Here is a 24,312-nt window from a genome sequence, read left to right as displayed (position 1 = left end):
ATTTTTATCTTCGTAGTATGTCACAAGATACTTACCGCACCATAGAAACCCCTTCCGAAGGCCTATTCACAGACAAGCGGAGCAAGTTTATCAGTTTTGCTCTGCCGGTCACATCTGTGGAGCAAGCCATGGAGATCTTGAGCATATATCGCAAGAAGTTCTATGATGCCCGACACATATGCTGGGCATATCGCCTGGGGTCGCAAGGCGAACTCTATAGATTCAATGACGATGGCGAACCCTCAGGCACAGCCGGCAAACCTATATATGGGCAGTTACTATCCTATGACCTCACGGACATCATGGTATTGGTGGTACGCTACTTTGGTGGTGTCAAGTTGGGTACGGGCGGGCTCATCGTTGCTTATCGCAATGCTACTATTTCCGCTTTGGAAATTGTCAATGTGATAGAAAAAATTGTAAATTCTGAAATTATTGTTAACTTTGCATACGAATTGCTCGGGGAAGTCATGAGGATTGTCAAAGATTTTGATGCCAAGATCACGGAGCAAGATTTTAGAGAAAATTGCCGAATCAAGCTATCGGTAAGGATGGACAATGAAGTTCCGATAAGGAATAAACTTGAAAGTATTTATGGTATTGCTCTTGAGGAGTAGAAACACATAGATGATAATCGCAAAGAATAAAAAACAAATCAACACTAAAAAAAATGAAAAAGAATAATAGATTTTTGATCGCATTATTTGCTTTGGTCGCTCTCATCCCTGCGCTCATAAGTTGTGGTAAGAACGATGATATCAAACCTCCCAAAGCTATTGATATTACCTATGAAGTCACAGTAGACAAAGATAAGACGGATTATGAGTTTAGAATGAAAGATGGCTTCTACATTGATAATAATGGGAAAAAAGTTGATTTCCCTGCTATCGGTATGGAGCTCCCTTGGAAAGTTGAGTTTAAAAAGTGTGACCCCAATATCAAGCCTCAGCTCAAAGGATATCTTTTCAGTATAATCGGAAAGAGATTTGCAGGTAAAATGGTTCTAATTGTTAAAGATTCAGAAACGGGTAGAATTATCAATCGTAATATCCAGGATTTGGACATGACTCTTGGGTCAGGTGAAACTTTCAAGGATAAATTTGCTTTTGATCTACGCTGATCAGATATTTATTCTCGCCCCATACAGTCCCCTGCTAGGCGTTTCAGTCGGTGCAGGGGATTCTTGTTTTTGTAGGAGTGCTATCCGAAAAAACGGCAATGATGCTCCATTAGTCTTATGGCTCCATGGACTCAAGCCTTTCAAGCTTTTAGCTATCTAAAGGGCGTTCCCGAAAGCAAATAATAATTATTGATAAATTTGTTTCTACCTCTTGACAAAGGGGGGTATAGTGTTGTATCTTTGTCTCGGTACAATCTCTGCAAAGATGCTTGTTGCTCAATTATAAACGAACAAACTTAAACACACCCGGGACTGCATGAATATAAGGATTGAGTCACATCACCTATTACATCGAATACGGATAAACTCTTATCTCGAGGATATGCGTGTGCAAAGATATCACTCCTCCGATTTACAAAATGTCAGAATAGGATTGAAGAGTCGAAAATATCAAATTGTCAGATTGTAAGATCCATTAAAACAAATACGGATAATAGATCCGCAAGGAGACTCTTGGAGTCTGCTTGCGGATCTATTATTTTATCCCTATTAAATCGCTTTACTACAGCTGATACACAATCATATTATAACTAAAACAGGCCTCTTGTTTAACTAAAATGTTTTCGTGTTTTAGTTAAAGCGTTGGCGTGTTTTAACTAAAATGTTTTTGTGTTCTAACTAAAGTGTTGGCGTATGATAACTAAAAAGATTTTACCACGCTACATTCTCCATAAATTATCCTCATTATCCAGACTCTCAGCGTAAAATACCGCTGAGTTGCAGATATTATGCTTTTCATATTGTTTGTGATTTAGTGTTTTTTTTCTGCCATATTGATGTGTTTTGCGTCTATATGCTGTGGTTTTGTTGTTTGGATTTGGTGCTCTATATGGTATTATTGGGTGGTGTAAAATAAGATATGTGGCACAAATAGTATCACAATGTTGCTCCTGATTTCCTATGCACAGAACGAAATGATTGGTATTAAAAATACAATGTACAAAAATATATATCACAGGGTATGAATGTTTATTTACGGGGCTAATTTATTTGCTATCACTAAGATTGATGACCTGTTTTAAATATTGTGGAATAAATTTTTATCAAAATAAAATAGTCTCATACTATACCATGAACTTGTTTCACTATTACTGATAAAATATTTAAAAGTAGTATCACAGAAGTGGCATTAAAGGAGATGTTCAAAAAAAAATATCTGTTGAGTTGTCAGGATTTCATGAAAACGCAGACTAAGCTTATAAAAGAAGTTCAATAATGAAATAAGCAGTACATAACAATGAAATCAATTGTAAGAATCCTCACCACACCTTCTCCTTTGCTGGCACGCATAGGGTATTATATCGCAGCATTGGGAATAGTCATGATCATGATATGGATAGGTATCTTCAAGTTTACGCCCACTGAGGCTGCCGCCATCAAGCCACTTGTAGAAAATCACTTCCTGATGTCGTGGCTATATCACTTCTTGACCGTGCAGCAGGTATCAAACCTCTTTGGCATTATAGAGATCATTACAGGCTTGTTCTTGCTACTGAGCCTTATGTACGATGCACTACGTCCTTACGCTGCTCTCTGTGTAACAAGTACCTTTTTGCTCACGCTGAGTTTTCTTTTCACTACACCCGGTGTGTGGAGAGTGGTAGATGGAGTAACCGTCACAGACTTCTTTATTCTCAAAGATCTGCCTATGCTGGGGCTGGGATTGATGTATATGCGACCTTCGCCTTATTCACTTCAATAATAATATAAGAGATATGAAACATATAATAGCTTCTCTGGCTATACTCCTGGGGGGAGTATGGCTGGTATCACAAAAAACAATGACAGCACAACAAGCTGCCCAACCGAATATGAAAACGATGAAAGAAATCTATTTTGCAGGAGGATGCTTCTGGGGTACGGAGCATTTTATGAAACAGATACACGGTGTGGAGGCTACGGAGGTAGGCTATTCCAATGGCGATAAAAACCTCAAAAAACCTACCTACGAACAAGTATCCCGTGGTAATACCGGCTTTGCCGAAACGGTAAAGGTGACCTATGATCCCGATATTGTATCGTTGGAGTTATTGGTAGAGCTATACTTCAAGACTACAGATCCTACAAGTGTAAATAAGCAAGGCAATGACCGTGGCGAGCAGTACCGTACAGGCATATACTATACCGATAAGGCAGATGAGCCTGTAATACGCACGGCTGTAGCAGCATTGTCCAAGCAATATACCCGGCCGGTAGTGGTGCAGGTAGAACCTCTCACTCACTTCTATGTAGCAGAGGCATACCATCAGGATTATCTCGACAAGCACCCCCAAGGTTATTGCCATATCAGCCCGGACTTGTTTGACTTTGCCAGAAAAGCCAACGCCAGTAGAGCCAAGAAATCCAGGCCCGAACCGCAAGCACAATATACAAGGCCGGACGATGCCACACTCAAGGCTCGTCTCTCCGCCGAGCAGTATGCCGTGACGCAGCACAATGCTACCGAGCGAGCTTTCCAAAATGAATACTGGAACGAAAAAAGAGCGGGTATCTATGTGGATATCACCACTGGCGAACCACTCTTTATCTCTACCGATAAGTTTGAGTCGGGTTGTGGCTGGCCCAGTTTCTCTAAACCTATAGATAAGAGCCTCATTGTTGATAAACGAGATCTCTCATACGGAATGCAGCGTACCGAGGTGCGTAGCAAGACCGGCAATGCTCATCTGGGACATGTCTTTACCGATGGACCCAAAGAGAAGGGGGGACTACGCTACTGCATCAATAGTGCTTCGCTCAAGTTTATTCCTAAAGACAAAATGAAAGCAGCAGGGTATGGAGATTACCTACCACTCCTGGAAAAGAAATAACAATGATATCAACAACATTTTTACAAATAAAACAGCAACGAGTATGAAAAAGTCCCGATTAGTAGCAACACTGTTTGCATTGGCTTCTATAGCTATGGTCTCCTGTAATAAAGGTGATGACAAGGCTATGCCCGAGCACAAATCCTCCATGATCTCATTTGAAAATGTGGTGAAGCCTAAAGATTTTGTACAGAGTGGTTCGTTCAAGGGTGTGGGTGGTCCCGGTGTAAATATGCCAGTAGTATTGCCTGGGTCGAGCATAAGCTTTAAGTTCAACGCCGGTAAAGGGCAGGCACTCATGTTTGCCACTATGTATGGCAAATCCAAAGACTGGTTCTTCGCTCCGGAAAATCCAGGACTCAATCTTTACGACGATAAAGGAATGCCCATGACAGGTGACGTTTCTAATCAAATAAAGTTGTGGGATAATGGCTCTAAAAATAATGAAACGGGTGCAGCTGAGAATAATAACGTAATGCAAGTACCCGGTGTAGATGCTTCCAAACTCATGCGGCTCATGCTCGATTACAATGCCACTACTTCCGAGTTTACTCTCACCATCACCAATACCTCGCGGGGTACGTCGCACGAGACTCCTTTCTCTCCCGGTGTATGGGCGGTATCGAATGTGCTGGGTGGCAAACTACTCAATGATATGCCATTTTACAAAGCCGGGGCAAAATCCAATCCCGAGATTACAGCTATAGCAGAGATGGGCAATAATATGCCTCTCGTCAAGAAGATTGCCGATAATACCGGTATCATCACAGGTATATCTCCAGCCATCGTGGTTATTTATACCGGCAATGTGAATCCTTTGTTTGTAGTAGGAAAGAAAGATGCCGGTATGGGCCTTTCCAGTTTGGCACAGAAAGACGATGCTACTGCGCTCAAATCTGCTTTGGAAAAGATGCCGCAGGTAAAGAAGGTGTATATTGCCGGCAATGCTCCTATAGGGCCGGGACAGAAGGCTCATGTAATGTACGACTTTGCAGAAGGTGATCACATCGCTTACGCTACGATGTTTGGCTACTCCAACGACTGGTTTTATGCCAATAATAGTATGATTGCTGCCGGCCTCAAAGGCGATGTTACGGCCATGACTGCTCTCTTCGACGATGGTACGGCTGTAGATCAGTATCCCGGTGCGGGCAATGCCCAAGCACTCTTCGGAGGCAAGCCCATCAAAGAAGACAAAAACATCATAGAGGTAGGTAAGATGTTCCCTGTACTAGCTACGGATAAGGTATTGAGAGTTATTCTCAAATAAAATATTATATTTGGAATTGTATTGATCCAGAGTATCGGTCATTTTGTGATCATACTCTGGATTATCCATTATAATATTTATGAACAGTATGCGACAAACCGCAAATGAGACATCAGGCTTTGATTTGGAGAAATGGATTGATGACTACTATAAAAAGCTTTTGGACAAAGCATATTATTTACTCTCCGATAAAGAGGATGCCAAAGACGTAGTGCAGGAGGTTTTCTTATCGGCGTACAAAAGCCAAAGCTCGTTCGAAGGCAAGAGCTCTCCTCTGACGTGGCTCACCAGCATCTTGCAAAACAAAGTCGCAGATATTTATAAGAAGCGATACAATACCTCGGCACAATCGGCCTCTTTCGAAACCTTTTTCGATAAAAACGGTGAGTGGATGGATACCGACGTTGCAGACTCGTGGGGCGATGACTATACGGTGAGTGCTTTACTCGACGATGACAGCTTCTGCACCATACTCGATGAATGCCTCGGCTATCTCCCTCAGCAATGGCAGGTAGTGGTAAATAAATGCTATCTCCAACAACAAAAAGCAAAAGAGATATGCGACGAACTCAACCTCTCGATGAGTAATTACTGGAAACTCTTACAAAGGAGTCGTCTCCAACTGAGAAAATGTATCGATGTCAATTGGTTCAAAAATTAATGCTATGGTAAAAAGATTTATACACCTATTTACGCTCTCTTGCAAACAAGCTACTTATCTCATCGAAAAACGCCTACACACTTCTTTGTCTCGTACAGAGCGATTGCGCCTTTCTATACACTTTGCGCTATGTAAGCTCTGTAGGGAATACGATACTAAGGCTGCGTTAATAGATGGATGGCTCAGAATACGAAAAAATCCGGAGAACTGTGATTGCATCTTTGAGGATGAACAAGTAGAGCGATTTAAGGCAGAGGTGAAAGAGAAAATGAAGCAATAACCTGCTTCAACTTCTTTTATTTTGTATAGAGACAGGTAAGCTATGTTGTAAATATCTATATTATGCGCCGTGTCCCGAAGGCTCATTGGTGCTGTAAGCATTGCTTATAGAGTCTTATATCTCTTATTATTCGTTTGCTCTTGTTCCATCTGATACCTCATGTATATGCAATTTTATGAGGCCTTTTTTACTTTTGTTTTCCACTGTCAGTCATACATGGCCTTGAGGATATCGGGCGATTTGAGCGGTGGGAATGGCGGCAGATGGAGTCTGTAGTAAGAGATCAGATGGTCGATGATCATGCGACGTTGCAACCGATTGAAGCGAAAGTAGCGCATGTTACTGTAATTCATTCTTACAATCAGAGGTAAGAAGACTGCTTCACTTGGGGGAATACCCGTGTTGGCTAACGGGGCAGACGGTACAAAGCGGGTTTCGTGCAGATCAAACCAATAATGAGGGTGTAGGCGCTGTTGTATGACTATGTCTTCATAGTCTGCTGATATACCGAGATAAATGGGTAGCCTAAGGAGAAATACCAAATGAAAGTTGGCAAACCCGGTAGTGATGGATTCGAGGAGGTTGAGGGATTGGCTTACGAAATGGTACAGCTCATCGTCTTTTTCGCTTACGGTGAGTATGCGGTAGAGTATTTCGGAGAGCATTATGGCTATGCCCTGCTTGGCCACATGTTGCTGTAGAGTGGGGTGGGGTGATACCGGGTAGGCTTCTTTGAGGTAGTGCAACGTGCGGTGCGCACGTACTTCGCAGCTAAAGGCTATCTCTGCGAGAAGGGGATATGAGATCTTTCCTTTTTTGCCTTTGGATGTGCGTGAGGCTGCCGGTACAAGCAGATTTACTCTTCCTGCTTCCTGCGAATAGGTATGCAGGATGTTGAAGCGGTCATTGTACCGAGTCGTATGCAGCACTATGGCGTTAGTCTCGAGAAGCACAATAAGGGTGAGGTTTCTAAAAGATGTGAGTGAGTTCGGTGAGATGCTCTATGATATGCAGGGGGGAACAGACACTTTGTGCCGGCACACTCTGTTTTTTGGGATTGTACCATACTGATGGTAATTGGGCTTGGTGAGCTCCTATGATATCTGCTTCCCAGCTGTCTCCGATCATGATCGATTCCGTACGGCGGGAAGCGGTTCTCATCAGTGCAAAGTCAAATATTTTCTTGTGAGGCTTGTTGATCCCTGCATCTTCGGAAAGTATCATCTGATGCACATAAGGCTCCAGCCCGCTATGGTGTAGTTTGGCCTGCTGTATTTCCCTGAAGCCGTTGCTCAGGATATATACTTTGTAATATCTGTGCAGGTATTCCATCACCTCAATAGCTCCTTCGCACAGCCCGGTCTTGCGACCGGTGGTGAGTAAGAAGTCTTTGTTCAGACTTAGTATTTCATGATCCGAAAGCTCGAGATATCCTTTGAGCGGTTGTCTGAAGCGCTCTACTATGAGTGTGGACTTGTCTATATTACCCTGTCTGTACTGCCCCCACAGGTATTCATTGTGAGGCATGTAGATAGAGAAAAAAGTCTCGAAAGACTCATAGTAACGCCCCCAATCGAGGGCGTCAAAGAGTTCTTCGAGACTTTCTTTATTGTTGTGGTACGTATCCCACAGGGTATCATCCAGATCAATAAAGATGTTTTTGATCATTCGGATAATTCCTTAATCTACTTCTACAATCAAAATTTTAGTGCTACTCCAGAAGGCTTTGGGATCCTTGATGCTTAGAGTGAGCATTTTGTCATTGCCACGTACCAGCTCGTAAGAAGAAGCGGGGTGTATGGTCAGGAGCTTAGCTTTCTTGGACATCAAAGGTATCTGGCTGAGCTCTCGCATGTCAGTGGTGGTAAAGTAATTCATGTTGGCATTTTCTGTCACCACACGTCCGTTCTTCATCAGATTCATATCTTTGAGGTCGGATGAAGTACCGATACAGAAGCGTACTGTATTGAGGGCTTTGTCTTGAGCTGCGAGGTCTGCAGCTTGCTTAGCAGTAGCTTCGTTGAGGCGTGATACATCGCCATGCAGGTTGTTTACCATTGAATCCAAAGAGCCGATAGCAATGTCTTTTCTCTTGAGTTCTTCGGTCAGCTGGGTTACACGTGCTTTCTGATCTTCGAGTTGTTTTTTGAGAGCGTTCAGTGTATTGCGCAGTCTGTAATTTTCTTTACCGCTTTTGGCAAGTTTTTCGTTGAGTTCGTTGATGGCATTGTTGCTGGCCTGTAGTTTATCGCTGATGAGCTGCATGTTGTCCTTGATACGATCTTTGTCGCTCATCTTCATATCGCCCTTCATGGGGTTTACGTTGATCATGCCTTCTACAGCAGATATCTCCTGAAAGTTTGTCAATACGGAAGCCACCAAAGAGTCTGTTTCTCTCAGGTCTTGCTCGTAGTTTTGGTTGACGAGGGCTATAGAGTCGTATTGAACCTTAAGATCTTTGTACGACTTTGAATTTTTTCCGCAAGATGCCAAAGCCAATACCATAGCACCTGCTACCAATAAATTCTTCTTCATATTCGTATTAATTAGTTAGTATTATTATCCAATATCTGATTTCTTCCTATTACGATTACAAATTCACCGCGAGGCTCATGGACCGTAAAGTGAGCAATGAGTTCTTGCAGGGAGCCTCTTACAGTTTGTTCGTGTAGCTTACTTATCTCTCGCATTGCTGCTGCGGGAGTTTCCGGGTTATAAAAATCTGCAAGTTGCGTGAGTGTTTTGAGTACGCGGTATGGCGATTCGTATATAATCACCGTTTTGTCCTCCTGAGCCATATGTCTCATTTTGGTTTGGCGACCTTTCTTGACGGGAAGAAATCCCTCAAATATAAATTTGTCTGCCGGTAGTCCTGAGGATACCAGAGCCGGTACAAAGGCAGTGGCTCCCGGCAGGCACTCTACTTCTATACCACGGCTTACACACTCTCTCACCAGCAAAAAACCGGGATCACTTATACCCGGTGTACCTGCATCGGTAATCAGGGCTATGTTTTCTCCCGCATCAATACGTTGGGCTATAGAATCCACTGTCTTATGCTCATTAAATTTATGGTGACTAAGCATGGGACATTTGATTTCATAGTGATTCAGAAGCACCTTGCTGGTGCGGGTGTCTTCTGCCAAGATCAGGTCACTCTCCTTCAACACACGGATGGCTCTGAGAGTAATATCCTCAAGATTGCCTATAGGTGTAGGTACAAGAGTGAGCTTTGCCATTTTATAATCAGGGTTTTATTCAAAGAACGCTTTTACGTTTATAATATTTCTCTACAACTTGGAGGAACTCTTTAGTCTCCGGCTTTTTGGGGTTCCAGTGATAATTTTCTGTCAGCATCTCGGCGCATTTTTCGTAATCGGTCTCATTGCTGATGAGCTCCATGGCTGTTTTGATTTTTTCAGCATCGTTTCCGAATAGCTCTTTGAAAAATCGGTAATAGTCCATGATAGGAACCAGTCGTTTAAGCTCGAATACGTCTGTGGTAGGAGTTTTAGTTGACGGAGCCGTTTCGCAATGTACCATATATGCCCTTGTCACTGATGTTTTCTTCTCATCCGTGGGGGTGTTTGTCTCGGAAGTATCATCCATGACAGAGCTATGCGAGGTCAGGGGAGTATCGGTGCAGGTTTGCTCTTTGTCCTGAAGCATCGTTGGCTCCTCAGGGCTCTCATCTGCTGAGACAGGCTCTTCCTGCTCAACTTCAGGGTCAATATAATGAGGAGGTTCGGTGAGGCATGTCGGTTGTTGTGTTGCATGCTTTTGTTCTCGCTCCTCATCACACAATGTCTCAGCATCTACCATAGTAGGGGCTGTAGAGGCATTGATAAAGTCCTCTTTTGAAACTATGACCTCCTCGCCGTGCTGCTCCCGTACCAAGTCATGTGTGCCGGATTTGGTCTCGAGGTAAGTAGCCGTATGAGAGTATAACAACTCCAGAGCTTCTGTGCTGATACGCTGAAGTCTTTCTATTATATTGATACACTCTTTGCGTTCGGATTTGTCTCCGTCCGCCAACTTGCTAAGCTGTAATTCTATCTCATTACAGCTTGCGTAGAGTCGATTTATAAGATTTGTATCCATAGAGATCGTCTTTCAGTTTAGACAAATTTAAGAAAAAACATCAAATATATACACTTAATGAATAAAGAAGCATCATTTGAAGCACATAAAGTTCGCTTTATACAGCTTTATCATGTGCCAATGATACTATTTGGGCGATAAAATCAGGGTATATTGCTATTTATTTGCCGGCGTATGCTCTACCCAGATAAGCTTATCTACATCGAATCCTATTTCCACGGCTTTTTTGAGAAAGCGGTCCTTGATCTTGGCCGGAATGGTAGTCTCACGTGATAAGATCCAGAGGTAATCGAGGCTTTTGCCTGCGATCAAAGCATATCTGTAGTCATCGTCAAGATCTATAACATTGTATCCTGAATAAAAAGGCCCGAAGAACGAAACCTTGAGCATGGCTACTGTGGGGTCTCCCACAAATTTGGCCTTACCTGTGGATTCGGACCAATGTTTCTTTTTATAATTGTATCCTTTGTTAATAACTCTGATGGAGCCGTCTTTATTGAGCGAATAGTTGGCTGTAGTGTTGTTGAGGTTGCGTTCGAATGAGAAATCAAACCTTGCAATCTCATACCATTTGCCAAGATACCGATCTTTGTCGAAGTTTGTCACGGGTACGGCTTTCGGCGGTTTTTGTGATCCGCACCCTGCCATTAATGTAATAAGCCCTGTAAAAGCCAGCGTGGCTACAATGATTTTCTTCTCTACTTTCATGATTGTTGGGTTTATGTGTTTCGCAATCCGTTTATTTATAAAGTTTTAACAAGTTGAGGTGTATATAAGTTTCGATTTGGCAGTTTGCTTTCGGTGGAAGTTGTATCTTTGTGGGAACCTCTTTGATCAAAAACATTTAGTATAATACAATGAACAAGAAAATATCTTTTACCTTATTTATTATCGCGTTGATGAGCCTGCCTCTCATGGCTCAGAACGGTTCTAAGAAGATAGAAATCAGAGATATCACATCCGGAGTCTTCTATGCCAGAGGAGCAGGAAAGGGCTTTCGCTCTATGCCAGATGGAGAGCACTATACTATAACGAGCCCTGACCGCAAGGCGATACTAAAATATAGTTTTGCCACAGGCAAGCTCACTGATACTCTATTCAGCGTGAAGACAGCCCATGAGTGCACCTTCGACAAATTCGATGATTATGAGATCAGTGACAACGGACTTCATATCTTATTATATACTGATACGGAACCTATTTATCGCAGATCATCACGCTTCGATGCCTTTCATTATGATGTGCGTCGCAACCGTGTAGAGCCACTGAGTAAGCAGAAAGGCAAGGTGATGATACCTACCTTTAGCCCTGATGGTCGTATGGTGGCTTTTGTGCGTGACAATAATATCTTTATCAAGAAATTTGATTTTGATACAGAAGTACAGGTTACGGATGATGGTAAGTTCAACAGTATAATTAACGGCGCTACCGACTGGGTGTATGAAGAAGAGTTCGAAGTGACCAACCTGATGTCTTGGAGTGCCGATAATAACTACCTCAGCTATGTGCGCTCGGACGAAACCAAGGTGCCACAATATAATATGCCTATATATATGGGTTCTCTTTATCCTGTGGATTACTCGTACAAATACCCTAAGGCTGGAGAACCGAATTCTATCGTTACACTATTTATATATAATGTAGGGGATAGAAGTACGAAAAATGTAAATCTGGGACTCACTCCTGATGATTATATCCCGCGTATCGCCTTTACTAAAGAAGCGGATGCTTTGGCTGTAATGACGCTGAATCGTGATCAGAATGATTTTAAGATGTACTATGTGCATCCGCAAACTCTTATCCCCAAGATGGTATTTCAGGAGAAGAATAAAGCTTATATAGATAATAAACATATCAACAAGATAGAATTTATCCCCAATGGGTTTGTTTATATCAGTGAAAAAAGCGGTTATTCACACATTGGGCTCTACAGCTCCAAAGGAGTGGAGCAGCGACAGATCACTCAGGGTAATTGGGATGTAACGGAGTATTACGGCATGGATGGTAAGGGCAACGTCTATTATCAGTCGGCAGAGGAGAGCCCTATGCGCCGTAGCGTATATAAAGTAGATGCCAAGGGGAACAAAACTAAGCTGAGTACCGAGGAGGGAACCAACAATGCCATCTTTAGCAGTAATATGGCTTATTACTTCAATACTTACAGTAATATCAACACACCTTCAGTAACCGCTGTATATGCCACCGGCAAGACCACGCCTCTGCGTGTGCTGGAGGATAATGCCAAGCTCAATACATTTCTTGAGCAATACAATTTCGGACAAAAGGAATTTATAACGCTCAAAAACGGTGTGGGCGATGACCTGAACGCTTGGATACTAAGGCCTAAGAATTTCGACTCCGCCAAGAAATACCCCGTGCTCATGGTGCAATATAGTGGGCCTAACTCTCAGGAAGTACTGGATAAGTATGACTTCGGATGGGAATACTACCTTGCCAACCAAGGTTATATAGTAGCCTGTGTAGACGGCAGAGGCACCGGTGCCAGAGGTGAAGCATGGCGTAAGTGTACTTATTTGCGACTGGGTATCCTTGAGAGTGACGACCAGATCGCTGCAGCCAAGAGCTTGGGAGCTTTGCCTTATGTAGATGCATCACGCATCGGTATCTGGGGGTGGAGTTTCGGCGGGTATACTACGCTCATGTGTATGTCACGCGGCAATGGTGTGTTCAAAGCCGGTATCGCCGTAGCAGCTCCCACCGACTGGCACTTCTACGATACGATCTATACGGAGCGATATATGCGCACGCCCAAGCAGAATCCTCAAGGCTATAAGGAGACTTCGGTATTGGGCGTTGTAAACAATCTCAAAGGAAATCTGCTTCTTATACATGGAAGTGCCGATGATAACGTGCATCTCCAAAACTATATGTATGTAACGGAAGCGATGGTTCAGAGTAATATACAGTATGAAACAGCTATTTATACCGATAAAAATCACGGTATCTATGGCGGCCATACGCGCAATCATCTTTATACGCGTATGGCAGACTTCGTGCTCAAGAACCTTTAATCCTTTTTAACCCACAAAGTAAATACTATTATAATTGTGCCTCCACATGTAAAAAAGCCGGACTGGCTAAAGATAAAATTAGGAGACAATTCCACCTTTACGCACACCAAAAAAGTGGTAGAAGGACATTGTCTCCACACAATATGCTCCAGTGGCAAGTGCCCCAATATGGGTGAGTGCTGGAGCCATGGTACCGCTACGTTTATGATAGGCGGAGAGATATGTACCCGGGCTTGTAAGTTCTGTAATACCCTTACGGGCAGACCCAAACCCCTCAATCCTGATGAGCCTAAAAACTTGGCGGAAAGCGTCAGGCTGATGAAGTTGCGCCATGCAGTGATCACAAGCGTGGATCGTGATGACCTCCCCGACTATGGAGCCCAACATTGGGTAAACACGATCAGGGAGATCAAGAGAGTAAACCCCACGGTAACGATAGAAGTACTGATCCCCGATTTTCGTGGTGACCTAGAGCTCGTAGACAAGATCATTGAGACGAAGCCGAATATAATCTCTCACAATTTGGAGACGGTACGACGCCTCACTCCCAATGTACGCAGCGTAGCTACCTATGATGTGAGTTTAAGTGTGCTCCGGAGGATAGCACAGTCAGGCATTCCTGCCAAAACAGGGATGATGCTTGGCTTGGGCGAGACCGAAGAGGAAGTAATGCAACTCATGGATGATGCTTTGGCTATGGGGGTCTCTATCATTACTATAGGACAGTACCTGCAACCTACTCGTAAGCATCTGCCCGTAGCGGAGTATGTAAGTCCCGAGCAGTTTGAGAAGCTCAGACTTATAGGGCTGGAAAAAGGTTTTCGTAAGATTGAGAGTGCACCCTTGGTGCGGTCGTCTTATCATGCGGAACGTCACGTATAATTACTTTTACATCTCAATACATGGTTTATATCTGCGATACATTCTCTATCTTGTCCAATCCTCTCGGTACAGAGTCCGACACTTTGTTCGACATCTTATCCGACCTTATTGCACCGTTGGGGTTCGAAAGCTTCGATACTTCCGATGGAGTTCTCAAAGCTTACATCCCGGCTTTACAAAAAGATGATGTTGCGCTTCATGGCATCTTGCAGTCTTTCCCGATCGAAGGAGTGGTTTTTGCCATTAGTTCCGAAGAGCAACCCGATATCAACTGGAATGAAGAATGGGAGAAAAATTATTTCCAACCCATAGAATTCCTTGGGGGGCGTTGCGTCATACGGGCACCTTTTCACCCTGAAGCTCCAAATGCAGAAGCGGAGATTGTTATATCTCCCAAGATGGCATTTGGGACAGGCAATCATGAGACCACATCTCTCATGATTACCTATCTCATGGAACACGATGTGCAAGGAGCCAAGGTACTTGATATGGGCTGCGGAACCGGCGTGTTGGGCATACTTGCTCTTAAGTTGGGTGCTAATAACCTAACTGCTATAGATATTGATCATTGGGCTTATCAGAATGTGTGCGAGAATGCTCGACTCAATCATGTTCAAAACATAGTACCTATTGAAGGGGATGCAACAGCTCTTGAAGGGCTTGGACTGTTCGATGTGATTTTGGCAAATATTACTCGCAATATCTTATTGGCAGACATGGATCAGTATGACAAGGTGCTAGCACCCGGCGGGCGTATCGTGTTTAGTGGGTTCTATCAAGAGGATTGTGAGCTGATCCGTTCCAAAGCTTCATTACTGGGGTTAATTCCCGTAGAAGAGCATACCCTTAACAATTGGGCACAGGTAGTTGTCTGCAAACCTTGAGAAGCTTCCACTCTCATGTGATGTAAAAACTCTATCCAATTTATAAAACAATAATCCGTAGGGCTGTTTGTGGCTGATACCATGACAGCCCTATACATTTTATACGTATACATATATATAGGGATTTTGCAAGATTTTCATCCATAATATGCAGAAATATATACGATTTCGATAAAAAAGAGTAACTTTGCAGAGTTCTCTCTGAGACGTGGACGGATTTGTAACGCTTGCAACCACGAGAAAAAATGCTAAAACTTTTCTGTTTTCACTTCTTGAAAACCTTTAAGCTTAGCACTTCCGGTAAATTCGTCTGATACGTTACAGAGAGTAACGTATTTTTTTTGTTATAACTATAATTATAAGACGTATATGAGTTATTTGTTTACATCGGAGTCTGTGTCCGAAGGACATCCCGATAAAGTAGCGGATCAGATATCCGATGCTATACTGGATAGGTTCATGGCAGCCGATCCGGAGTCAAAAGTAGCATGCGAAACCCTTGTGACTACAGGGCAGGTAGTTCTGGCCGGTGAAGTCAAAAGTCAGGCCTATGTAGATGTGCAGACTACTACACGTGATGTGATCAAAAGGATCGGTTACACCAAGAGTGAGTATTGTTTCGAGTCGGTAAGCTGTGGTATATTATCATCTATCCATGAGCAAAGCGCCGATATCAATCGTGGTGTAGAGCGTTGTGATCTAGAGAACCAAGGCGCAGGCGACCAAGGGATGATGTTTGGGTATGCCACTAAGGAGACCCCGAGTTTCATGCCGTTGCCCATAGACCTTGCTCATGCTTTACTGCTCGAACTCGCCAATATCCGCAAGAATGAACCGGCTCTCATGCCTTATCTCAGGCCTGATGCAAAAAGTCAGGTGACTGTAGAGTACAATGATGTCGGTAAGCCCGAGCGCATCGATACTATTGTTATCAGCACACAGCACGATGAGTTTGTACAGCCCTCCGAAGATACCGATGAGGCACGCCTTATCGCCGATAAAGCTATGCAGGATCAGATACGCAAGGATATCGTAGATATTCTTTTGCCACGCGTAAGAGACTCGTACAATCACAAGGTGGCCAATCTTTTTCATGGCGACATCAAGCTATATGTAAATCCCACAGGTAAGTTTGTCATCGGAGGTCCGCATGGCGATACAGGGCTCACCGGTCGTAAAATTATTGTAGATACGTATGGTGGTAAGGCTTCGCATGGTGGGGGTGCATTCTCAGGCAAAGACCCTTCCAAAGTCGACCGCTCTGCTGCATATGCTGCCCGCCACATCGCCAAAAACATGGTGGCTGCCGGCATAGCTGACGAGATGATGGTGCAACTCTCCTATGCCATAGGTGTGGCAGAGCCTATCAATGTATTTGTAAAGACCAATGACACCGCTCATGTGGATATGACTGATAGTGAGATAGCTGAGAAGATTACCGAAATCTTCGATCTTCGGCCTTATGCCATTGAGCAAAGGCTCAAGTTGCGCAATCCCATCTATGAAGAAACCGCAGCTTATGGACACTTTGGTCGTGAACCTCAGACGGTAACCAAGTATTTCCCTACTTATCACAGAGGAATACTGGAATGTAACGTGGAGCTCTTTACATGGGAGAAGCTCGACTATACCGATAGAATCAAAGCCGTATTTGGCATCTGATTCTATTTTCCCTCAATAAAGATAGCCTGCCAATTCTTTGACGAATTGGCAGACTTTTTTATATATCATGTTTATCCAATAGGAGGGATTACTTACACCTTGTAAGGTTATGGCTGATATAACGGCATTCTGGATATATTTTTGCACATTGTGCGTGTGTTTTTACATGCTATAGCTTCCATTTTGACACATTAGCTAGGGCGAGACAATTATAGTTTATGAACATTTTTCACAAAATAAACGAAAGTGTGCATAAAATGATATTTATTTGATTCTAAAAGTGTTCAATATCAAAATTAATATTTCGAAAATGTTGTTAAGAGTTAAAAAATAAGCGTTAAATGTTATTATGGCTATGTAATATGAAAAATATGTTTAATTTTGTTTCGCAAAACTCTTAAATGGGTCTCTCTTCCCTTATTAAGACGTAAATTATTTTAGAATTAAAAAGAATAGATTATGAAAAGAATTTTTATGGCTGCCGCTATTATGGTTGCAGGTGTTTTCGCAGGTAATGCGCAGAGTTTATCTTATAAAGTAGAAGCCGGTGCTAACTTCTCTGACTTTGACACAAAGGTATTGGGTAGCACAAAAGATGTATCAAAGATCATCGTAGGCTATCGTGCCGGTGTAGGTATGGAAGTTAATCTTTCTGACAATCTTTACTTCTCACCTTACTTGATGTTCAAGATGAATGGTGCTAAGGCAGATAGTAAAGTTGAAATAGCAGGAAGGAAGACTTTAGATTTCAAGACTACTCTTCATTATCTTGCTATGCCTTTGAACTTGGGATTCCGTTCAGGTATCACTGATAATCTGGCTGTAGCTGTAGAGTTTGGTCCTTATGTTGCTTATGGTCTTAAAGGTACTCACTCTATTGCAGGTATCGATTTCGATGCATTCAAGAGTGACAAGAAAGCAGAGCTTTTCGAAGGTGGCGTAAAAAGATTTGACTGGGGTCTTAATGGTGCCGTAGCTTTGGAATATACTAACTTCTATTTCAAGCTTGGTGCAGACTATGGTCTTTACAACATCATGAAAGAGGGTAACAAGGACAATTCTTTCAAGAACATCGCTTTCTACACCAACGTTGGTTATAGATTCTAAAATCATAACTGATTAATCGTATGAAACGATTTATTATCACATTAGCCGTACTTGTTCTGGGAGCAAGTGCGGCTTCTGCTCAATTATTGGGCGGGAGCAATAAGTTGGCTATAAGGGTAGATGCTGCTGTAGGATTTAATAAAGGAGACTACAAGGTTGAGAATTTCTCGGATCTTACATCCAAGACTGTAGTAGGCTACAGATTCGGAGCTTCTGTGAATATACCGCTGTCATCCATGTTCTATGTAAGTCCCGGAATAGTGTTCCAATCAAAAGGATCAGAAACGTCTTTGGACAATTTAATTGTCGACACTATCAATCCTTTTGCTAACAAAGGTTCTATAAAGGTGAAGTCTCATTATATAGAAATTCCTGTACATGTAGGGCTTAGAATTCCTGTAACAAGCCTATTTGCTGTAAATATTCAGACAGGACCTTATTTCTCCTACGCACTCTCGGGAGAAGCTACATCGACGGATGAAAAAGGCTCTAAAACTACGTTTGATATTTATAAATCAGGTGTCAATGAAATCATGCAAGGCAAACGTTTCGATATGGGATGGGGAGCTGCAGCCATGGTAGATATTACTCACTATTATGTCCTTGTAGGAGCTGATTTCGGCTTTTTTGATACACTCAAGGATATTAAAAATTTCGATGCTACACTAAAGAATACATCTTTCCATGTAGGGTTGGGTATTCGTTTTTAACCTCTGAATAATATGAATGCAGATTCAAATAAAGGACTGCTTATCAAATCTAATCTTGATAAGCAGTCCTTTTTATATTGGGTAGCAAAAGATATTCAATGCACATAGTCTCCGCAAATATCTGATGGATATTTTTCTGATACCGCTAAAAGAAGAGACATCATCATCAAAATTACTACCCCAATTACCACCTCTGAAATTTCAGCCTATACGGACAACCGTTTTGTCGTACAAAGTCAGTCGTCCGTATACGATAAAACCTTGGTCCGTGTACGATAAAACGGTTGTCCGTATAGGATAGGTCAGTCGTCCGTGTACGATAGAATTTTCACTCGCGCTTTCCTTACTGAAAAGCCCTAGGGTGATAGCTAATAAATCTCTTAGCCAATCAATCTGTATCTTTTGAGACCGTTGCATAGCAGGCCAATTGCTTCGTTGCTTGCGAGATTCGCGCTTGGTCATTTACCTGAAGTAAACTCCCTGTGCACTCACTCTTAGCGCCTTGCACTTTACCTTCTCTGCCCGGTCAAAGTGTCTTTTGTCGGCTTTGCCTACAAAATCCACAAGACTGTTGACTTTTGCAACAGTCTCCTTTTACCCTGATGGGTTACTCCCTTCTTCTCCGGCATTCTGTTTTTATACAATCATCCGTTTTTCTCATGCATATTGTTTGTTACACTTCTGTAATTGGTGTTGATTCATTTACAAGATTATTTCTGTTTACTCTCAAAACAATCAATGATGCAGCCAGGAGCAGCCCGAAGACCAAGCTGTTCCAGCCTCCTCCTATTATCATGAGATAAGGCTGTGGCAGATATTGCCACAAAAAGCCCAGCCATAATGTAACCATAGGGTTTACAATTACTATCCAACGCGGATAGATAGTCTTTTTAGCCAGAACTATGCCGGCGAATATTAGCAAGCCTATTCCTACTAATATAAACATCCCGATGCCTAAATATGCGGCGTAGTTCATCAGCGGATCTATCAGCTCCGGATGTCCTTGTCTTGCCACAATGCCGAAAGCGGGAAAAAATGCGTGGTAGGTACCTCCAATTATGATGGCGATGCAGAGGATGGCAAGCATGATCTTTGCCATCATTTTTTGTGGCTCCCTTACGGCGAGGTAAAGATGATAAAATCCGATCAGATACATGCATACTGCTAACGGGCCGACCAATCCTCCCGCATACATCCTGCCGAGCGGAACACCTCCCATATTGGATAGTATCTCTTGTTCGATGTTGTCTACAGGCTTTGAGGTAAAGTACAGTAACATGTCGCCGGCAAACATGAGCAAGCTCCCCAGTAACCCGATATATCCGGTTATCATTAGTTGTCTGTAAGTTGTTCTATTCATATTTGTTTAGGTTTTGTATTTTGTTTTTTACATTCATAGTGTGGGTAAGTGTGATTATTTATCCATTATTTTACAATGGCGACATTTCCCTCTTATCAATCAAATAGGTGTGAACGAAGTGCCGTTAGGAAAGCCTTGAAGGAATCCGGTTATAACGTCTATCTTGTACTCCGGAGAAACAAGAATGAAAGGTAACTGAGTTATCTGCTCATGCTCATCCAGTCTAATAGCGTCCTTGGTTTTGCTTTTGCGAAGTATCATTGAGCGATATGAGTAATCTTTTTAGACGACAGTCGTACTGAAAAATTTCACACATGATTGCAATATTACAATATTTTAGTCACCTGTTGCAATACCCATAAATGATGATTTTTTCTTGTGTTTTTCATAAAGAATTCATCTATGACAAAGAATAATGACATGTATCACCATCCCCCATGTCCGTATAATAGGCTCAGGAGAGTAATTGAGAATACCTACTTATTTATAGTGAGGGGGGTACTCGTCTTTTGTGGAGAAATGTTTTCTTAGGGTATACTTATGCGGACTATCATAGGGGTGCGTATACCGGGTTTGATCTCACCGTTGATGACCAGTATATTGTGATCGTCTATTTTTACGGCTGTGGCTCCAGCCCGTGATAGTTTATGGGCATCGTGTGCACAGGTTTTCCATGTTGCCGATTGGGCTTTGTAGGCTAATAAGTAGGGGTTGAAACGATACCATGATACGGGATGTTTCAGATATATGCTCTGTACCTCTTTGAGAGAATCGAGGTTGGATACATTCACAGAGTCTGTCTGAAGTTTGTATATTCTATCCAAAGCCTCCATAAAGATATCCTTGTTCACACCTCCAAAGCATAAGATGTTGTGCCCCGTAGTCACGGCACATCCTCCCCCCACTGAAACGAGAGTGTCTTGATTTGTAGGGGCGGGTACTACCTGCCATGTTTGTGAGGAGTCTCCCACTGATAGGTCTAAGGAATAGGCATCGAGAGACAGAGTCGGTGGCAAGGATCCGTTACCCCCGTCGAATCCTCCCATGACAAAGAGGCGACTATCGCATACTGCGGACACCGGTTGCACTCGCGTTTTTCCCGGCAGATCACTAAGTCGGCGCCAGCCAGCCTGCATTTTGTTCAAATCAAGCCTCCATGTAGCCTTTGACGGTACATCATCCTGATTGCCGGCTACTACATATATATACCCTTTGTATAGAGACGCTGATCCATTGTCAAAGGTAAATGGTAATGGGGGGAGGGAGTCTAGTATAGCCTGTCCCTCCTTGTTAAGTCGCATACGCCATACATCACGGATAGCCTTGCCTACAGTCTTACCTCCGATGAGAATAAGTTCTTTACCGTTGCTTACCGTAGCTCCGTAGGCTATGTCGTAGGGCAACTCGCCTACCTTGTTCCATACAATGGTGTCACTATGCAGTGCGCCTTTGTAGATCTGCCGGTAAAAAATCTTTTGTCCACCCTCCGCTGCTGGGATAGCGGGAAAGTTGCACCCTCCCGCTATGAGTATATAGTCCTTGACACTCCCTGCAAAACAACCTGATACCCCTTTTGCATAAGCCGTATCAGGCATGATGCTCACTACTTCATGTAAGTTGGCTTGGCTTACATCAGCGCTTTGTGCACGACTGCAGCTCATACAACATGCTATCACACCGGGTAAGAATACTAGTGGGAGGATATAAATCAGGATCCGGCTTAGTTTTTTATTCATAAGATATAGGGGATGGAGGATGTGTCGGATTTATAATTTTACTTTGACAATGAGCTTACGTATTTTCCCTTGACCTATGAGTGGTGCATGTGCATCTTCGGGGTATACGATGGCGAATTGTCCCGGACACAGATCTACATAGGCCGAGGGCTCGTCGTAGTAAAGGATATAGTCATTCTCGTGATCAAATTCTCCTTTGGGCTTGGTACAATTGAAAGTTGGCTTCCAGCCGATGCGCTCTTTGCCTTCGAGTAGGATGTGGATGTCCAGATAATCTTCATGTACCTCCATGAGCTGGTCTTCTTGTTTCATGCTGTCAGGGTTTACGTTGTTGATAAAAAGGTCATTGCCTTTGATCTCAATACGCCCGAGTTCGTGGTGGAGCAAGTCGTTGTTCTTTATATATTCAAATGCATCTTTGAAAAGAGGGTGCAGTGATTCGTAACGGGCACTATCCCTCAAGCTGGCTACTATCATGATTATATTACGATTAGTTTTATTGATTTATACATTATTATTTCTCAGTCTAGAGTGTTGCACCATAGGCTATAGGTTCATCGTGCTTTTATAGTTTTCAGTATTCCCAAAGATAAGTGATTCATCCTTATCCGGTGAATAAATAATATTTTCGGCGACCTTACCTCCATCGGGAGTTACGCAAACGAAGGTAAACATCCATTTTACCAGTCGGATCTCAGGAGTGGTAAATTCTCTTACAGGCAACTTTATCAGGAATTCGTTCCACCCCTTTTTGAGATAAATCTTTGCAGGAGGGCGTGAGCATGCATTCTCATTTGTCAAGGGATGTTCGTTATCAGCACTTTTAGTTGAATTGATCCATTGAGGAGGCTGTATATACTCACCATTGACACGTATGCTACTCCCCCTATAGTCCCACTGCCTGAGTGGTGGAGGCATATCTTTTTCTGATCGAGAATAGTTCTGAAATTCAATCCATGCGCCTACTTCCTGTGCTTTATAGCTGTAGATATATGTATAGGCATAAACAGTACTATTAGGGTGCGGATGTTCCAGTAAGCTTTTTACCAGACTACCCCATGTATGGCGCAGATAGATGCCGGCACCCCGAGCGAGACGGGTAGTGTAGCTTTTACCTTGATAAGAATAGGTATTCTTAATCTCTTTCTCCGGCGGAAATGATTGACTCACATCTCCTGCGTTGGGAAATTGCTCCGTGACACGCCACAATATATCCGATTGTTTTACATAAGGGAAGCTTTCATCACGAAGTGAGTGTGCAGCATGACAGAGCATACGGTTTTCGAGCGATCTAAAGTCTGCCAGCCTACTATCATTGGGCTTTATCGGGAGGTTGGTACCATAGGTTCTGAAATAATCATACCCTCCGCCTCTCCAAGATCTTTCAGCAAAGACAAGTGCGTTGGGGTAAAAGGCATTCTCTTTCCATATTGCTTGTAGTGACTGCGGTATCCTGTCATTCCATACAGCTATCTCACCTCCGATAATATTCTCCTCGTTTTCCTGGTTATTGTAGCCTCCTATCTTACTATTGAATAGAGCTACAAGATCACCGAAGAGATCGAAGTGATTGAGATAATAATAGCGTGAATCTATGGCAGGAGTGCAGGATATGGGTTTTCCCCATGCACTCCAAAGTTGTACTCCGTCTATCTCTCCCGGTTTATAGCTCCAACCGGGATTCCATGACCAAGCTTTTACACCTTTTCCTCGGATAAATGCTACCATTTCGTTTACAAAAGAAGGGTCGGTAAACTTCACCTCATCAGTTCCTATATGGAGTATGGGGACTTTTACCTTGTCCAGAAACTCTGTGAGTAAGGCCTTAAGAGCCGCCTTGCCTTGCTCGCTTTGCATAGGGAAACCCAGAGCTGATGTAAATGCTTGGCTGTGCCCCGGCATATCTATCTCGGGCAGTAGAGTCATTCCATATTGGGTGCAATAATTGGCAAGGTCAGATAGTTCGTCCAAAGTATAGTATTTCCCTGCTTGGCGTAGTGTTACTCGGGGTTCATTGAGCTGTGGATAGATATGACTTTGTATACGCCAGGAGATATCTTCGGTGAGATGGAGATGAAAGTAATTGTATTTGAAACGTGATAATAGACGTATCTGCTTCTTTAATTCCTGCATTGGGATATAGTAGCGTGCCACATCCTGCATGACCCCTCTGTATTCGAAGGCCGGCCAGTCGGTAATGTCAATACACGGCAGTTGGTATCCGTATATTTCTTTCCACTGACTTAGCGTTTGTACTGCACGTAGCAACCCTCTTTTATCTGCCGCCTCTATAACGATCCCTTGTGGAAGGATGCTTAGATAGTAGCCTTCATGTTGTGCATAGTGAGGCACTGTGTCCAACTTCGCTGTCTTACGTATGCTGATGCGGGTCGCTTTTTGGTGCTGTGATATGTGGAATCCGTAATTCTCAAAAAACTTTTCACATTCTTTCCCAAATAGCTCATCATTGCACCAAACGGAAATAAACTCCTGAAGATGCAGCTTCCCCGGCATTGTCTGAAGGTATTGAGGATAGGGCAAGAGAGGGGCTTGAATCTTTGTTGTCGACAATGCGACTGAAAGATTCAATATAAAAATGCAACATAACGCAAGTAGCTCCCTCGATCTGTACATCTC

25 protein-coding genes are annotated in these 24,312 nt (G+C 42.9%); 13 read left to right on the top strand and 12 right to left on the bottom strand.

All coding sequences use genetic code 11. From position 1 onward, the window contains the following. The first annotated feature begins 17 nt into the window (after nt 1-17). The 7 genes from VYJ22_RS00535 (at nt 18) to VYJ22_RS00505 (ending at nt 6,201) form a co-directional block, all read left to right on the top strand. A complete protein-coding gene (locus tag VYJ22_RS00535) occupies nt 18-617 on the top strand; it encodes an IMPACT family protein (RefSeq protein WP_329904398.1) in 600 nt (199 codons plus the stop codon). A 53-nt stretch (nt 618-670) separates the two neighbouring features. Next, nucleotides 671-1,120: a hypothetical protein gene (locus VYJ22_RS00530; RefSeq protein WP_329904397.1), complete on the top strand. Its 450-nt coding sequence runs from the start codon at nt 671-673 to the stop codon at nt 1,118-1,120. A 1,297-nt stretch (nt 1,121-2,417) separates the two neighbouring features. After that, nucleotides 2,418-2,882: a DUF417 family protein gene (locus VYJ22_RS00525; protein ID WP_329904395.1), complete on the top strand. Its 465-nt coding sequence runs from the start codon at nt 2,418-2,420 to the stop codon at nt 2,880-2,882. A gap of 13 nt (nt 2,883-2,895) precedes the next feature. Next, nucleotides 2,896-3,990: a peptide-methionine (R)-S-oxide reductase MsrB gene (gene msrB / locus VYJ22_RS00520; RefSeq protein ID WP_407989078.1), complete on the top strand. Its 1,095-nt coding sequence runs from the start codon at nt 2,896-2,898 to the stop codon at nt 3,988-3,990. Between the two features lie 43 nt (nt 3,991-4,033). Beyond that, the gene (locus tag VYJ22_RS00515) at nt 4,034-5,260 is read left to right on the top strand and encodes a spondin domain-containing protein (protein ID WP_329904394.1); all 1,227 of its coding nucleotides are present in this window, start codon (nt 4,034-4,036) and stop codon (nt 5,258-5,260) included. An 88-nt stretch (nt 5,261-5,348) separates the two neighbouring features. Further along, nucleotides 5,349-5,921, top strand: a complete 573-nt coding sequence (locus VYJ22_RS00510) for a sigma-70 family RNA polymerase sigma factor (RefSeq protein WP_329904393.1) — start codon at nt 5,349-5,351, stop codon at nt 5,919-5,921. Continuing rightward, complete coding sequence (locus VYJ22_RS00505) at nt 5,899-6,201, top strand: hypothetical protein (RefSeq protein WP_329904392.1); 303 nt, start codon at nt 5,899-5,901, stop codon at nt 6,199-6,201. The genes VYJ22_RS00510 and VYJ22_RS00505 overlap by 23 nt, the downstream gene beginning before the upstream one ends. A 206-nt stretch (nt 6,202-6,407) precedes the next feature. On the opposite strand, the gene recO is transcribed toward VYJ22_RS00505, so the two are convergent. The 6 genes from recO to VYJ22_RS00475 form a co-directional block, all read right to left on the bottom strand. Next, nucleotides 6,408-7,154 carry a DNA repair protein RecO gene (gene recO / locus VYJ22_RS00500; RefSeq protein WP_329904391.1) on the bottom strand — a complete coding sequence of 249 codons (747 nt, stop codon included), beginning with the start codon at nt 7,152-7,154 and terminating at the stop codon, nt 6,408-6,410. Between the two features lie 16 nt (nt 7,155-7,170). Continuing rightward, entirely contained in the window at nt 7,171-7,869 is a 699-nt protein-coding gene (locus VYJ22_RS00495; RefSeq protein WP_329904390.1) for a YjjG family noncanonical pyrimidine nucleotidase, read from the bottom strand. A gap of 12 nt (nt 7,870-7,881) precedes the next feature. Next, the gene (locus VYJ22_RS00490; protein WP_329904389.1) at nt 7,882-8,736 is read right to left on the bottom strand and encodes a Cbp1 family collagen-binding glycoprotein adhesin; all 855 of its coding nucleotides are present in this window, start codon (nt 8,734-8,736) and stop codon (nt 7,882-7,884) included. An 11-nt stretch (nt 8,737-8,747) separates the two neighbouring features. After that, nucleotides 8,748-9,440, bottom strand: coding sequence for a 16S rRNA (cytidine(1402)-2'-O)-methyltransferase (rsmI, locus tag VYJ22_RS00485; protein WP_329904388.1), 693 nt, complete (start codon nt 9,438-9,440; stop codon nt 8,748-8,750). Nucleotides 9,441-9,459: 19 nt separating this feature from the next. Then, the gene (locus tag VYJ22_RS00480; RefSeq protein WP_329904387.1) at nt 9,460-10,302 is read right to left on the bottom strand and encodes a hypothetical protein; all 843 of its coding nucleotides are present in this window, start codon (nt 10,300-10,302) and stop codon (nt 9,460-9,462) included. Between the two features lie 156 nt (nt 10,303-10,458). Continuing rightward, nucleotides 10,459-11,010 carry a lipocalin family protein gene (locus VYJ22_RS00475; RefSeq protein WP_329904385.1) on the bottom strand — a complete coding sequence of 184 codons (552 nt, stop codon included), beginning with the start codon at nt 11,008-11,010 and terminating at the stop codon, nt 10,459-10,461. A 149-nt stretch (nt 11,011-11,159) separates the two neighbouring features. Here VYJ22_RS00475 and VYJ22_RS00470 point away from each other — a divergent pair, with 149 nt between their 5' ends. From VYJ22_RS00470 to VYJ22_RS00445, 6 genes are all read left to right on the top strand, one after another. After that, nucleotides 11,160-13,334 carry a S9 family peptidase gene (locus tag VYJ22_RS00470; protein ID WP_329904383.1) on the top strand — a complete coding sequence of 725 codons (2,175 nt, stop codon included), beginning with the start codon at nt 11,160-11,162 and terminating at the stop codon, nt 13,332-13,334. A 36-nt stretch (nt 13,335-13,370) separates the two neighbouring features. Then, the gene (lipA, locus tag VYJ22_RS00465) at nt 13,371-14,216 is read left to right on the top strand and encodes a lipoyl synthase (RefSeq protein WP_329904381.1); all 846 of its coding nucleotides are present in this window, start codon (nt 13,371-13,373) and stop codon (nt 14,214-14,216) included. A gap of 20 nt (nt 14,217-14,236) precedes the next feature. Continuing rightward, nucleotides 14,237-15,100 carry a 50S ribosomal protein L11 methyltransferase gene (prmA, locus tag VYJ22_RS00460; RefSeq protein WP_329904379.1) on the top strand — a complete coding sequence of 288 codons (864 nt, stop codon included), beginning with the start codon at nt 14,237-14,239 and terminating at the stop codon, nt 15,098-15,100. 369 nt (nt 15,101-15,469) lie between these two features. Continuing rightward, nucleotides 15,470-16,762 carry a methionine adenosyltransferase gene (metK, locus tag VYJ22_RS00455; RefSeq protein WP_329904378.1) on the top strand — a complete coding sequence of 431 codons (1,293 nt, stop codon included), beginning with the start codon at nt 15,470-15,472 and terminating at the stop codon, nt 16,760-16,762. A 459-nt stretch (nt 16,763-17,221) separates the two neighbouring features. Beyond that, on the top strand, nt 17,222-17,869 hold the full coding sequence (locus VYJ22_RS00450) for a porin family protein (protein WP_329904377.1): 648 nt from the start codon (nt 17,222-17,224) through the stop codon (nt 17,867-17,869). Nucleotides 17,870-17,889: 20 nt separating this feature from the next. Beyond that, entirely contained in the window at nt 17,890-18,579 is a 690-nt protein-coding gene (locus VYJ22_RS00445) for a porin family protein (RefSeq protein ID WP_329904376.1), read from the top strand. Between the two features lie 201 nt (nt 18,580-18,780). On the opposite strand, the gene VYJ22_RS00440 is transcribed toward VYJ22_RS00445, so the two are convergent. From VYJ22_RS00440 to VYJ22_RS00415, 6 genes are all read right to left on the bottom strand, one after another. Beyond that, the gene (locus VYJ22_RS00440; protein ID WP_329904374.1) at nt 18,781-19,041 is read right to left on the bottom strand and encodes a hypothetical protein; all 261 of its coding nucleotides are present in this window, start codon (nt 19,039-19,041) and stop codon (nt 18,781-18,783) included. Nucleotides 19,042-19,252: 211 nt separating this feature from the next. Further along, on the bottom strand, nt 19,253-19,939 hold the full coding sequence (locus VYJ22_RS00435; RefSeq protein WP_329904373.1) for a DUF6796 family protein: 687 nt from the start codon (nt 19,937-19,939) through the stop codon (nt 19,253-19,255). 99 nt (nt 19,940-20,038) lie between these two features. Then, entirely contained in the window at nt 20,039-20,200 is a 162-nt protein-coding gene (locus VYJ22_RS00430) for a hypothetical protein (RefSeq protein ID WP_329904372.1), read from the bottom strand. Between the two features lie 266 nt (nt 20,201-20,466). Continuing rightward, nucleotides 20,467-21,675 (bottom strand): cyclically-permuted mutarotase family protein, encoded by a 1,209-nt coding sequence (locus VYJ22_RS00425; RefSeq protein WP_329904371.1) that lies wholly within the window; start codon nt 21,673-21,675, stop codon nt 20,467-20,469. A gap of 30 nt (nt 21,676-21,705) precedes the next feature. Beyond that, nucleotides 21,706-22,152 carry a YhcH/YjgK/YiaL family protein gene (locus VYJ22_RS00420; protein ID WP_329904369.1) on the bottom strand — a complete coding sequence of 149 codons (447 nt, stop codon included), beginning with the start codon at nt 22,150-22,152 and terminating at the stop codon, nt 21,706-21,708. A 69-nt stretch (nt 22,153-22,221) separates the two neighbouring features. Next, nucleotides 22,222-24,309: a family 20 glycosylhydrolase gene (locus tag VYJ22_RS00415; RefSeq protein ID WP_329904367.1), complete on the bottom strand. Its 2,088-nt coding sequence runs from the start codon at nt 24,307-24,309 to the stop codon at nt 22,222-22,224. Nucleotides 24,310-24,312 lie beyond the last annotated feature (3 nt).

The sequence above is a fragment of the Porphyromonas pogonae genome (assembly GCF_036320655.1).
Taxonomy (GTDB): Bacteria; Bacteroidota; Bacteroidia; order Bacteroidales; family Porphyromonadaceae; genus Porphyromonas; species Porphyromonas pogonae.
Note: the sequence above shows the minus strand (reverse complement) of the source record. Positions and strands in the feature narration are given on the sequence as shown.